Genomic DNA, 13,234 nt, shown 5'->3' with positions numbered 1-13,234 from the left:
CGAATCCGTGGTCAACGATCCATCTATACCGCTGGGGGCCATAACGATCCGTTGATTATTTTGGATGGATGATCCTCTACGGTGAGCTATCTGAGATAAACCCTGACGATATCGGACAGATTGATATATTAAAAGATGCATCAGCAGCCGCCACGATGCGTATCTTCGGTCCGTTTTACAACTCGGCCGGAATCCAGTCGCCTGATGGAAAAAATGCCGTAGACCTCTACGCACGTAATAATTCCAACTACAGGGCTAATCTCGATTTTGGTAGGGCAATCGGACGCGGTATAGGTACGATCCGCCCTACGCCTTTCGCAGAACATGTTCTATGGGTTATGAATGGAATAGAGCATATCGAAGACCTACACCACAACAGCAAAGTAGGGAACTGGGGGGCTATGGAGTCCATAAAATATTCGACTGCAAGTACGATCTACCACGGTGAAAATTTAAAACTTAGGCATCCAACGACTAACGCGATATTATGTGCCGAGGCTAAATTCTGCCTTGGCGATGCAACTGGAGCTGCCGCAGATGTGAATGAAATACGTAAAAGAGCGAAAAGTTCCCAATTATATACAACTGTTACAATTGCCGACATCATGAATGAGCGTGCTCGTGAGTTATATCTGGAGGAGTGGCGCCATATGGAGTTAAGCAGAGTTTCATATTGCTTAGCATTAAGTGGAAAGCCAGATGAATGGGGTAACACTTACGATGTAAACACCTATGATAAACATTCGGGCACAGATTTGAATGGCGGTTGTTATTGGTGTAAGCGAGTTGTTAAATATGGCGGTATGTACAACCGGGGCGGGATAAACTCCAACAACAGAACGCTCAATTATAAAATGGATAAGTGCAATCTATATTGGCCAGTTCCTAATGCCGCTATCACAGCTAATTTGAAAGGTACTCTCCGCCAGAACTATGTTTACGGTGGTTATAATGCAAACACTCCTGCATGGGACACTTGGAAGGAAGCAGTAGCCGACGAGGACAAAGTACAATGATAGAATTACAAATTTAACTAAAACCAGCCTTCCAAAAATGAAGGCTGGTTTTTAGTATTGATGTGCTTCCTATTTACATCTTTCTTTACCTGTTTTAGCTCTACGTTCTCTAAAGGGAGGGCTCCACCTTTTTTATGGTTCCATCTGGCAGAAATTCCATGGCGTCGATACACACCTCGCGATGATAACCGGCAGCACGTCCCATATTGATGCCATTCGGACGGTCAAAACGATGGTAGACAATTCGCCATTCATCTGTACCCGGAATCTGTAGCACTGAATTATGCCCCGTTGCATATATCCCTTTTGTTGGATCCTTCGCCAAGATCAGGTTATCTTCGGGAATGGTTAAGGGGCCGATAGCTGATTTGGAATAGGCATACCGAACACGGTAATTTTCACTTCTCGTATCATCTTCTGACCACAGGAAATAGTAAAGCCCCTTACGGTAAAAGACGGTAACTCCTTCCCGGAATGTGTGGTCTGGCGTCATGACCTTTATGGTATTTTTCTTTATAGAAATCATATCCTTTTCCAATTCCGCGACGGCAAAATATCCATTACCCCAATAAAGGTAATTTTTCTTTGTTTTTGGGTCGTAAAAAACCTCCGGGTCAATTTCCTGTCCACCTTTTACACCTTCAGGCTTAAAATCAATAAGCGGTTTGCCTGAATCGACAAACGGCCCAGTTGGATCTTTGGCTACGGCTACGCCTATTTTTTGCGCGGCGGTGAAATAGTAGTAGTACTTATACTTATTCTTTTTGATTTTCTTCTCTATAATACAGGGTGCCCATGCATTACGATCAGCCCATGACACATCTTTCTTTAGATCAAGAATAACGCCTTCATCGGCCCAGTCCATGAGGCTGTCCGAAGAGAAGGTTTTGAAATAGGTGCCACTCCAGCTGGTAAATCCATCGCTCGTTGGATAGAGGTAATACTTTTTCGTTTTCTCCGCATAGAGGATATCCGGATCCGCATAATAGCCTTCTAAAATCGGATTATTCTTAGGAGCCGGCAAATCAAATCCAGTTGGAAGGCCCCATTTTTCCGTTAAAGCCAGCAGCTCACGACGGGTAATAGGTATCACCGAGCCGTGTCGAGGTGTAAAATTACCGCCAGTTGAGGTGTTCTGTTTAAAAGTGAAATTTTTTAGATCGGTGCTTTTTCCGAACTGGTAGTATCCCTTGGTATAGCAATCGTACATCAGCACATACTCATCCGCATTGATTAGTTTGAAGACACTTGATCCTTCCACAGGTTGTTGGTCAAAATTTAAATGACGGTATTCCGCAATGTATGGACCGGTTAAGCTTTTACCTGTCGCCCGCATAACACCGTTGCGTGTCCGGAATCCGTTGTTTATCGTAGAACGGCCTTCATCTTTGAAAAACAACACATATTCTTCATTCTTGCTGTCATACACGATATCACCATCGATGGCGGCTGAACCAAAATCAAATAAAGGTTGAGGCTCGGTAATATCGGTAAAATCGGCATTCGCATAAGAATAATATAATTTAAAATAAGGCTGTATATGTTCATCCACCGCATAAGCCCAATCATGCCGTCCGATAGAATAGTAGATCATGTATTTTTGTGCCTTTTCATCCCAAATCGCCTGGGGAGCCCACACTGCATGTAAATTCTCTCTATCAAATCCTTCCAGGCTCGGAAACCGTGTCGGGAAATCGATAGCCGTATGTTCCCAGTGTTGCAGATCTGTACTTTTCAAAAGTATTATCCCATCATTACTCTGCCAGCCTTCGCTCGAGCGCATATCAGTAAGTACCATATAAAAGTACTTGCCATCCTCCGAACGCAGAATATGTGGATCGCGCACGCCTTTCTTCAGTGATATACTATCCGAAGAAAGAATTTGTTTTCCACCATTCAACGGTTCGTAGTTAATACCGTCTAAGCTTACGGCATACCGCACTTGCTCTCCTTCTGGATCGTTATTGGAAAAGTAGGCAAACAGATAGGCCGCAAAATCTTTCTCTACTGGCCCGTATTTATGAGCCTGGGCGTGCGCTGCTCCGACAAAAAGGAGCAACACATAAATGGTCAATAATAAGTTGTTTTTTAGTGTATTCATCGATATATTTCTTGAAATTATTACTGAACACCCTCAGTTGTCATGACAATGCGTTTAATCGTTCCGTCGGGGTTGTAGAACATCGGATCCATGCAGACCGAACGGCTATAACTACCGCCGTCGGGATTGATACCTCCGTTGTGATAAATAAAATACCATTGGTTTTTAAACTCCACAATAGCTTGATGGTTCGTATTACTGTTGCCTGCAATTTCGTTCAGTATACCTTTATATTCGTAAGGGCCATCGATTGTGTCCGCCATGGCATACGCAATTTTCTCTGGGAACTCTGTCGCATAGCTCAGGTAATATTTTCCATTGTGTTTGTGGATCCATGGTGCTTCGGTGAACCGAAAGCCTTCAAAATCGATCCGTTTTATATCCCCGTCTATTTCAATCATATTGTCCTTCAACTTGGCGTAGTAGCATTCTCTATTTCCCCAGAATATCCATGCTTGTCCGTCGTCATCAATAAATATAGCGGGATCAATGCAGGCCCACGAATGCTTGGAATCAAAACAGTCTGCGTTTGTTAAAAGTGGCTTCCCTAAAGCATCTCTGTACGGTCCCTCAGGCCGGTCAGACACGCCAACACCGATACCCGACCAATTTGTACTGATATACCAATAGTATTTCCCGTCACGTTCGGCTACGTGACCAGCATATGCATCTCCGCTTTTTGCCCAGGAAAAATCAGTGATCTTCATCGGAACAGGGTACTCCGTCCAGTTCTTCATATCCGTGGTTGAGAATACCAACCAGTCCTTCATTTTGTATCCTTTTTGTCCGCCCGCAAAATCATGTCCAGTAAATAGCCAAAGTGTATCAGCATGAACCAAAGCTGCAGGATCGGCTGTGTAATGGTGCGTCAAAAGTGGATTTCCTTTCGCGGTGAAATGAAACCGTTCCCCTCCTTCTATGGGTTGCAATAATGCCGTGGGTACACCGCCCCATTTTTGTTGTAACCGCTGTGCCTCCTGTCTGGATATACTGATCACGCTGCCATGCCTGGGGTGAAAATCTTTTTTAAAGGACTCTGGTTTCTGTGTAAAATTAAATAGATCCGTACTGCGCTGAAATTCATAACGACCATTGGCATACAAATCATACATCAAAATGTAGTCATCCGAGTCATTCAACCTAAATATACTGGAGCCTTCTACCACAACGGTGGTGTCGGCATAGGCATCGAGGTATGTAAAATCTTCCTCCCAAGGACCTTGTAAGGATTTACTTGTAGCCTGTCGGATTCCGTTTTTAAACTCCTTGCCGTTTGCATCTTTTGTATTTCCCTTAAAAAAAAGATGAAATAGCCCGTCCTTGTAAACTATGTCTCCGTCAATACCTCCATATTTGGGGCTGAAGAGTAGTTTGGGCTCTTGCTCAAATCCTGAAAAATCTTCATTTGCATAGGCCGCATAAAAATCGAGCTTGGCGTCATTATGGTAACGTATTGTAAAGTAAACCATATATTTTTTGGCGCTCGGGTCGTAAATCGCCTGAGGTGCCCATACCCATTTTACATTTTTAAATTTTTTAGGATACAATTTTTCCAGATCGATAATGCTATGCTTCCAGTCCAATAGGTCGTCCGATTTCATCAATATAATTCCCGGGTTGCTTTCCCAGCCGTCTTTAATGGTAAACATATCGGTAGCAACCATATAAAACGCTTTGCCATCGGCGCCCCTTAAAAGATGTGGATCCCGGATCCCTCCAGTTTGGGAGATGTCGCTTGATGGGATAATGGGCTGGTTATTATTAAGGGTCTTCCAATTGATTGCATCTTGACTCACGGCAAAACGGAGCTGTTCTTGCAGTTCTTTAGATCCCGAACCTTCAAAATAAGCGAATAGATAGCCGTCAAATTGAGGTTTCACCGATGATGCTTGCCCAAAGGCAGTTATACTTGCGAGAAAAAAGAAAAATGTGATAATAGTTGATATCTTCATTTTAGAACACAGTTGGGTTAGTTTTTGTTTCGTTCTTATTAGGTTCAGATTGGATTTAATAAAGTCGCTTCCCTACGACTAGTCTATCACCCGAATCATCTACTTCGAAGAGATGCGGGTATCTAATATGTCCGCCATTCCTGTTTACATTGCTGTGTACCGACATAAGCAATCTTCCTTCAAAAGTCCGAAAAAGCATCCCGTGTCCATAATCAGGAGGTGTTATCGGCTCCTGTTCCTGTATCCATGGGCCATCCAAGGTACCACTTTCGGAATAGGCAACTCCCTGTGTATACACATCAAAAGCCCAGCTCGTCCACAACATACCCAGTTTTCCCGTTTGTGTACGGAATATCCAAGGACCATCAGTTACCTTATTGGGAACTATTTTTCCATCCTGTCGCTCCCGGCTCCAAGGAGAATCGCTGGCTTTGAAAAGTAGATGGCTTCTACCAACGGTACCACTGAGATCTTCTTTTAGTTCAATCTTTTCTATGGTACCATCCCAGTTCTGCAGCCATTCGTAGCAGTATATCATATACGGCTTGTTGTCGGCGTCCACCCATAAGGTACCATCCAATGTAGGCATGTCAGCAGGTAGGTATGTCGAATCTGCCATCGGTTTATAGGGACCTTCTGCTTTATCACTAACCAATACATGGCAAGCCCTACGGTCGATGATGTTTCCCTTGACCGTATCAATCTTAATATCTTTATTGGTAAACGTGGCGAAGTAGTAGTATTTGCCCTTGTATTTATGTAGTTCAGCGGCCCATATTTGCGGATTTTTCCCCATCCAGGAATTCCGATTGTGTTGTACAACATCAAACGGCCCTGTCCAATGTTTTAGATCTTTACTTTTCCACAACTTGCCACCTGTTCCAGTCATATAGTAAGTAGATGTTGCTTTGTCTGCCAGTATACAGGGGTCGCTTAAGCGGATAGAATCTATTGGGACATCCGTCCGTATTTTGGAAGTACTGCGCTGTCCATGGACTGATAAGATGCCGCAAACAAATAACATATAGATCAACAAGATATATTGTCTCTTCATTAGTTTTATGTTAAAATTTCAGGTTTCAATGTTTTGCCGAGATCTCATCGAGCTTTCTTTGCCGGGAGGGTAACAAGCCGCTAGGCTTGCGTCTGGCGCAATCATTGACAAACGGCCTTATTTTTTACGCGAAAAAATAAGGCCGTTAATAATATTCTTATTTTGGATATCCTAAATTCTGCTTAAGCCCTTCTCCTTCTTTGTTATTCAGTTGTATCTCTGTAAACGGAATGGGCAGCAATGCATGGTAATCCTGAAATCCGGATGTTATTTTGTTGCTTGGTCCTTGATCCCCATTTAGCGGAATTCGTGCTTTAAGGGTTCCGGTCCGTACCAACGTCATCCGGCGGTTTTCTTCGGCGATAAGCTCTCGGGCACGTTCGTCCAAAATGAAATTAACTGTCATTTGTGACGCGGACACCGCACCAAGCGTGCCACTGCCTGAACTTTCACGTACATTTTTAAATGCCCTATTCCGAAGGATATTGATATCCGCGGCTGCCCCGGTTGAGTTATTTTGACGCAGCCTCGCTTCAGCACGTAGCAAATAAGTTTCTCCTAAACGCATAACCGGCCAGTCCTTGATAAGTCCATAACCAAAATCATCGATAGGGTCATAACCTCCCCATTTAGTGGGAAAAGGATACCATACCTCAAGGCTATCTGTCTTAAATGGGATTACTTTATCGCCAGTTTTAATAGTAACATTTTGAACACCAGCATCTTTCGCTACACGATACCCCTCTGCGTCTACGCCAATCACTGTATTAAAATTCGCGCGATTATAATTGGTCGTACGTCGAATATTGTAGTTACTGTTGCGGACATCTCCATTGAGACCAGCCCACACCGTATACTTCATAAAATTACTCAACCGAAGACGTCCGTTACCACGTCCTCCGAGCGAGTCCGCATTGACCATACCGTCCCATTTGTGATAGGCGGGTTGCCATACACGACGATGCTGCGGTGCATCAATCGTACCGCCATTTACCTCGCGGTTAAATTCAAGCTCAAAAGTCCAAATCGCCTCGGTATTGCCTTCCGATCGGCGCATATTGCCTTGACGGAACATATCGCGGTAATAATCTCCGCCCTCTGCCAAGTACTTACCATACCGTTGTTCGATCAAACTATACTCGCCTCCCGTAATAATATCTGTGGCCTCCTTCTCGGCCTTTGCGAAATAAGTGGCATCCCGCATTCCCATCCGTAAATATGCTTCAGCAGCCAATTGTCTGGCCATATCCTTGTTTATACGACTCTCGGATACTGCGCTACCTACCTCAGGAAGATTATTAACCGCAAAGGTCAGATCTTCTTCGATAAGTGCGTCAACGGTTGCTACAGGCACTCTTGAATAATTAAACGTAGGCACGGAGATCGGTTCTGTTAGTACCGGTACATCTCCCCAAAGTGTCACTAGCATATTATACGCATACGCCCGGAAGAAACGCGCTTCGGCAGCCGCAGCAGGGTTGCTCTCTCCTACGGATTTAATAATACCGTTGGCGTTGTTTATAAACTCATAACATTTTATCCACATATAGCTCACGCCACCATTCTCGGAATTTAAATCCGCATATTGATAGAACGGATTTTCAACGCCCTCTGTAGAGCCGGCACTCGTGATGTCCATCCCGATCTGCCAAATAGATAAAAAGCCCTGCCTTCCACTATAACCGTATAGTTCTGCATAGATATAATGCAACCCGATCAATTGGTTTTCGATAGTAGATGGATCGTTGGCATTCGCATCATAGTTGGAATAAGGCTTTTCCTCCAGGAAACTGTCGCTGCAGGAGGTTGTACCAAAAGATAGCAAAGCGAACAGAGAAAATATTTTTGTGTGTTTATGTATCGTCATGACTGTATGTTTAAAATGTAAGATTCAGACCAAAAACGTAAGTTCGGACCATAGGATAATTAAGCTGGTCATTAACTCCATCTACGGTATTCCCCCTAGGAACATCTCTCGCTTCCGGATCCCAGCCCAGCCAGTTCGTCCACGTATAGAGGTTTCGGCCACTCGCGTAAAGCGTTACCCCGCCAACACCTATCCGGCCAGCAGCAGATTGCGGTAGATTATAGCTGAACGTTACGTCTTTCAATCGGGTAAAACTTGCGTTGGAAGGAAAAGCGTAGCCGTAAATATTTGAACGGTTACTCAATGAGCGCCACTCATTGCTTTGATTTTCTCGCGTCCAATAACCGAGTTCTGCCGGCGTACTTCGTCTACCCATTTCATCAGAAGCACCACCTATTTGTGCATTATTCCGCATCGCTCCCTGCACGGTATTAATGAAGATATTCAAGGAGAAAGCTTTATAGGTAAAGGTATTGGTAATACCCCCTGTCCACTTTGGCGCGGTTTGTCCTAAAATAGAGCGGTCGTCGTTATTAATAATCCCATCGCCACTCAGATCGGCCAATTTAACTGCCCCAGCCTCTGCCTGTTCATCCCATCCCTTGTGAACACCTGCGTCGATCTCATCCTCCTGCCAGATTCCTACTTTTGTATAGTCAAATATTACACCTACGGGCTGTCCTATAAACCAGCGGTTTCCTAAATCGTCTTTACCATCGCCGTAGATATCAACGATTTTGTTTTTATTGTGTGCGAACACGAATGTAGTAGACCATGTAAAATTCTCTTTTGACATATTTTTAGTATTCAACATCACGTCGATTCCGGCATTTTCTAGTTTTCCAAGGTTTGTAAACACATTTTGAAAACCCGTAAGTCGTGGAAGATTCTGCGAAAGCAGCATATCTTGTGTGCGTGTTTTGTAGAAATCTACCGTACCGGTGATACGATTGTTCCAGAAACCAAAATCAACACCTGTGTTAAAGCCGGCCGTTTTTTCCCAACGCAGATCCGCGTTGCCCATGCGTACCCTGTAGCGTATCGCGGCGTTGGACAAGCCATTCATAGCAAGCGGATTGGAATTCATTAAAAACAAAGCGTCATATATACCTATGCCCTCATTTCCTGACACACCATACGAGATACGCCATTTCAAATTACTTACCACATCTTTCGTATTCGCCATAAAGGATTCATTGTGGATATTCCAAGCCACAGCGGCCGAAGGGAACGTTCCATATTTATGATTATCGCCAAATATAGAAGCAGCATCACGTCGCACAGTCAAGGTCAACATATAACGGCTGTCGTAACCGTAATTTACCCGCGCCATCTGCGAAACGGAACGGTAAAGGTCGGCAAAAGAAGATACTTTTTGTGTCGATGCACCGCCTAGATTACCCCAGCCTAACGCATCGTTCGGAAATACTTCACCTGTCGCGATGGCTTCCTGATAGTATTTACTCTTTGCGGCATACAGACCCGTGAAATCGATACGGTGTAAACCAAAGTCCTTGGCGTAGGTCAAAATATTTTCAATGGTATAGGTCTGCGATTCCCTGTTCGTAATTCGACCTAAACCCGCAAAATTGTACACGGATTCCCCTTCATATTCGTTTGTGCGTTTAGGAATAAAGGAATACCCCCCGTTAAACTTATACTTCAGGCCAGCCAATGGCGCCCATATATTCCCGAAATCCGCTTCCGCGTACCCGTTCAACGATACATTAAACTCTCTTCTTTCCGGGTCCAAGGTCGTGGGCAAAAGTGGATTCGACCACAATTGTTCGGAATACATTGGAAACTGCGTTAACGTGCCGTTGTCATTATACATCCTGGCATAGGGACTCATCGCTGCCGCCTGCATCAAATTAGCACGCCCCCCATCTCTGTCGTGTGCAACAATAAAGGCAGAAGTTCCCACTGTTAAGTACTTCGTCGTGTTGAAATCGGTGTTTGCCCGGAATGAATAGCGCTTGTAATTATACCCTTTTATGATCCCCTTTTGATTCAGGTAATCAGTCGATATGAAGTAACGCGCGTTTTCGCTTCCTCCCGATAGACCAATATTATGATTTTGAATAACGCCAGTCTGCATAACTGCATCGAGCCAGTCTGTTGTTGTGCCATTTTGATAGTTGTCCCATTCGAATTCATTTCGGACCGGCCCTCCATTATACAAACTTGTATTTGTTATTCTTGCGTATTCCGCATAGCGCTCCAACAACTCTTCTCCAGAAACGGGTTCAAGTATGTGAGCCGCCTCTTCTACACCGCCATACCCGCTGTAACGAATCGTCGGTTTGCCTGTCGTTCCTCTTTTTGTAGTGATCAAAATAACACCATTCGATCCATTTACACCATAAATCGCGACCGCTGAAGGATCCTTCAGTATTTCAACGGACTCGATGTCATTGGGATTGATATCATTGACGGACCCATCCGTTTTGGATAGGGGAATCCCGTCTACCACGATGTAAGGGCCTGTTCCCGCGCTAAAGGAGTTCCTTCCACGAATTAACGCCGAAGGCGCGTCTCCCGGTACGGATGACGCCTGACTGATGTTCACGTTGGCCACAGCTCCCTGGATCGCCTGCATGACGTTATTAACGGGTATTTTAGATAAACGTTCTTTCGGAACGGAAGCCACCGACCCCGTAATATCGGAACGCCTTTGTGAGCCATATCCGACCACAACCAGTTCTTCCAATGCATTAAATGCGGGTTCTAACCGGACATCAAGATCCTTACCCGTGCCGATTGTAACCTCTCTGTCGCTGTAGCCGATAAAAGTAAACACCAGGACTTGACCTTCTTGCGCATTGACTACGAATTTTCCTTCAGCATTCGTTTGGCTTTTTGTAGTACTTCCTTTCAATGTTACGGTAACACCGGGCAAAACCTCTTTCGTCGAGGCGTCTTTTACTGCTCCCCGTATTTGACCTTGGGCTAGCCCATACATGGAATAACATACTGCACACAGCAACATCACGATGGTCTTGGCCCATCTGTTTATCATTTGATTTAACATATAGATTTTATTGGTAGCAACATCTGATTTCCCCGATGTCGACAAGTTTTAAAATTGATTGACTAACTTGGTGATAGAAAAGATCATTCCTACACGCCATTTATGATGTATCTTTGTCTTGCTGTTTCATACGCTCTTTTTTGGTTTATATTTTGTAACTGGCCTGGTCAGCCTATTTCTATACAAAGAGAACGTTTTGTAACAATTTTGATGTTTAGTTATGATTCAAAAACCTCAAAAATTAGTTCAATTTTCAATAATGCACCTACTGCAGGTCTACACCATGGTCTTTTGTAGCGCTTTTCTGCCCGCTCACAAATTATTGTGATGACTAGAACAAAGCCTGCCCTGGTCAAAACCATCTGTTTAGAGAAGTCCAAGAGGTAGAAAACTCTAGTACATAAATAAGGGCTCCATGAACCAATGGAGACTACTCTTTGCTGCTAGAGACTTTCCGATGGCAATAGGTCAGCATCGGACCAGATTTTTTCCAAAGCATGAGGGTCGCAAAAACACGGTTGTCTTTACTAACCGTTCCTTTTGCATTCAGTACTACGCTTTTTTCTGCCTCGGGATGTAAGCGCCTCTGATAATAGGTTGCCACGTGAATATTGTTGATCCTTAATTCAGGATCTTCTTTAATAAGCGGAGCCGCAATAAAGAGGGTGCGGCACAATCCTTCCAACATCTCCGTCGCCGTATGCTTACCATCACGCGGATAACTTTTGCCCGATTGTTTCGGAAAAAGCATCGGATCGTCCAATGTCTTCACATACGAGAACGCTCCCTTCAGCAGGTAGGTCGCCGCAGCCTTCCAGTGCTCTCTGTTCATACCCGTTAAGGGCTACCTGTCCTATCTGGCGCATAAACCTTAAAGACCGCACTAACGGGTATCTATGCTTTAACAAAAAAAACAGTACTGAATAGTAGTACTGTTGCTATCTTTAACAGCGAACTGATTTTCCAAATCATTGTTCTCGTATCTTATTTATCTAAAAATCGGTACAGTTCAGAAGCCGCCAGTAAAAAAGCGCCTACCCCAAATGGAGAGGTAGAATTCTGGTCCACCACCTGTCCGGGAATAGCCCGCTCTCCGATCGGTTGTACGTAGCCCAGCTTCCCATCCTTTTGTAAGGCTACCTTCGAAAGATAATCCCATGCATTTGTTACCACAGGAAGGTACTCCTTCTTATCCAAATATCCGTTGTTGATCCCCCATATCAAACCATAGGTGAAGAAAGCCGTACCACTGCTCTCTGGTCCCGGCGCATGATCTTTATCCAACATGCTACGTGTCCAGTACCCCTCGGGCTGCTGACTGGCCTTTACCGCTCCAGCCATTTCGTTAAAGCGTGTTACAAATAGACCTCGGTGTCTGCTGTCTTTCGGAAGATCTGCCAATACCTTAGCCAGACCTGCTAGTACCCAACCATCTCCACGCGCCCAGAAGTCTTTCTTCCCATTTGCTGATTTATGCTTTGGATATACATATTTGGCGTCTCTGTAATAGAGTTTCTCCTCCTGATCATACATTAAAGAATCCGCAAATACATAATAAGTATGTAGTTTATCTAGATACTGTTCGTTGTGGGTAAGGTTATACAATTTGGTCATTACCGGCATGACCATATACAAACCGTCCGCCCACCACCAATAGTCATTGTTTGGTGTACTCATCTGGTATTCCATAACCTCTTTTGCCCGTGCAATCTTAGTCGGGTCAGGTGCGAGGTGGTACAGATCTATATAAGTCTGGAAACAGATCTGCCAATCGCCGAATAGTACGTAATCGTCCTTTTCTCCATAAGAATACTTCCATTCGGATTTATTATCTGATTTCGCTCCTTTCCATTGGTTAAATACTGCCCATTTTGTGGAATAATCCACATATTCCTTTTTCTTCGTAAGCTTATAGGCTTCCATATTACCGGTGTGATAAGCGGCAATATCCCAGAATGCCCATTTCTCGGGTGCATGATTTGACTGCCAATAGGTGTTAGCAAGATGCAACTTTGATAAGACATCCTTCTTTGATATCCGCTGGCTAAATACCGCGGAGGAAAACAATAAAAAACAAACAATCAGGTTTACGTATTTCATTTCTTTAGTTACAATATTTTATAAAAAGTTAACACAACAAATATAGCCTGCACTTACGAAGGCGATGTTCAATTAGGGGTTATTTACGTTGTAAAATTGATTCAAACCAACTT

Annotated in this window: 8 protein-coding genes; 1 reads left to right on the top strand and 7 read right to left on the bottom strand. The window is 44.0% G+C overall.

Translation table 11 applies throughout. The annotated features are described in order from the left end of the window. The first annotated feature begins 68 nt into the window (after nucleotides 1-68). On the top strand, nucleotides 69-1,016 hold the full coding sequence (locus tag C4F40_RS11115) for a RagB/SusD family nutrient uptake outer membrane protein (protein ID WP_196939476.1): 948 nt from the start codon (nucleotides 69-71) through the stop codon (nucleotides 1,014-1,016). A gap of 109 nt (nucleotides 1,017-1,125) precedes the next feature. Here the strand turns inward: C4F40_RS11115 and C4F40_RS11110 are convergent, their stop codons facing one another. The 7 genes from C4F40_RS11110 to C4F40_RS11080 all read right to left on the bottom strand — a co-directional run bounded on the left by C4F40_RS11110 (nucleotide 1,126) and on the right by C4F40_RS11080 (nucleotide 13,121). Further along, nucleotides 1,126-3,117, bottom strand: a complete 1,992-nt coding sequence (locus tag C4F40_RS11110) for a glycoside hydrolase family 43 protein (protein WP_196939475.1) — start codon at nucleotides 3,115-3,117, stop codon at nucleotides 1,126-1,128. A gap of 20 nt (nucleotides 3,118-3,137) precedes the next feature. Then, entirely contained in the window at nucleotides 3,138-5,069 is a 1,932-nt protein-coding gene (locus C4F40_RS11105) for a family 43 glycosylhydrolase (RefSeq protein ID WP_196939474.1), read from the bottom strand. A 55-nt stretch (nucleotides 5,070-5,124) separates the two neighbouring features. Next, nucleotides 5,125-6,123 (bottom strand): glycoside hydrolase family 43 protein, encoded by a 999-nt coding sequence (locus tag C4F40_RS11100; RefSeq protein ID WP_196939473.1) that lies wholly within the window; start codon nucleotides 6,121-6,123, stop codon nucleotides 5,125-5,127. A 157-nt stretch (nucleotides 6,124-6,280) separates the two neighbouring features. Further along, a complete protein-coding gene (locus tag C4F40_RS11095; protein WP_196939472.1) occupies nucleotides 6,281-7,990 on the bottom strand; it encodes a RagB/SusD family nutrient uptake outer membrane protein in 1,710 nt (569 codons plus the stop codon). Nucleotides 7,991-8,000: 10 nt separating this feature from the next. Next, nucleotides 8,001-11,009 carry a SusC/RagA family TonB-linked outer membrane protein gene (locus C4F40_RS11090; RefSeq protein WP_196939471.1) on the bottom strand — a complete coding sequence of 1,003 codons (3,009 nt, stop codon included), beginning with the start codon at nucleotides 11,007-11,009 and terminating at the stop codon, nucleotides 8,001-8,003. A 442-nt stretch (nucleotides 11,010-11,451) separates the two neighbouring features. Further along, the gene (locus C4F40_RS11085) at nucleotides 11,452-11,853 is read right to left on the bottom strand and encodes a DUF2264 domain-containing protein (RefSeq protein ID WP_196939470.1); all 402 of its coding nucleotides are present in this window, start codon (nucleotides 11,851-11,853) and stop codon (nucleotides 11,452-11,454) included. A 152-nt stretch (nucleotides 11,854-12,005) separates the two neighbouring features. Further along, nucleotides 12,006-13,121 carry a glycoside hydrolase family 88/105 protein gene (locus C4F40_RS11080; protein ID WP_196939469.1) on the bottom strand — a complete coding sequence of 372 codons (1,116 nt, stop codon included), beginning with the start codon at nucleotides 13,119-13,121 and terminating at the stop codon, nucleotides 12,006-12,008. Nucleotides 13,122-13,234 lie beyond the last annotated feature (113 nt).

The sequence above is a fragment of the Sphingobacterium pedocola genome (assembly GCF_015209965.1).
In the GTDB taxonomy this organism is placed as follows: Bacteria; Bacteroidota; Bacteroidia; order Sphingobacteriales; family Sphingobacteriaceae; genus Sphingobacterium; species Sphingobacterium pedocola.
This window is presented reverse-complemented; position numbering and strand designations above follow the sequence as displayed.

Coding starts and splice junctions, on each gene's coding strand:
- C4F40_RS11115 (WP_196939476.1), top strand. CDS start 69: ATGATCCTCTACGGTGAGCTATCTGAGATAAACCCTGACGATATCGGA.
- C4F40_RS11090 (WP_196939471.1), bottom strand. CDS start 11,009: ATGATAAACAGATGGGCCAAGACCATCGTGATGTTGCTGTGTGCAGTA.
- C4F40_RS11080 (WP_196939469.1), bottom strand. CDS start 13,121: ATGAAATACGTAAACCTGATTGTTTGTTTTTTATTGTTTTCCTCCGCG.
- C4F40_RS11100 (WP_196939473.1), bottom strand. CDS start 6,123: ATGAAGAGACAATATATCTTGTTGATCTATATGTTATTTGTTTGCGGC.
- C4F40_RS11110 (WP_196939475.1), bottom strand. CDS start 3,117: ATGAATACACTAAAAAACAACTTATTATTGACCATTTATGTGTTGCTC.
- C4F40_RS11105 (WP_196939474.1), bottom strand. CDS start 5,069: ATGAAGATATCAACTATTATCACATTTTTCTTTTTTCTCGCAAGTATA.
- C4F40_RS11095 (WP_196939472.1), bottom strand. CDS start 7,990: ATGACGATACATAAACACACAAAAATATTTTCTCTGTTCGCTTTGCTA.
- C4F40_RS11085 (WP_196939470.1), bottom strand. CDS start 11,853: ATGAACAGAGAGCACTGGAAGGCTGCGGCGACCTACCTGCTGAAGGGA.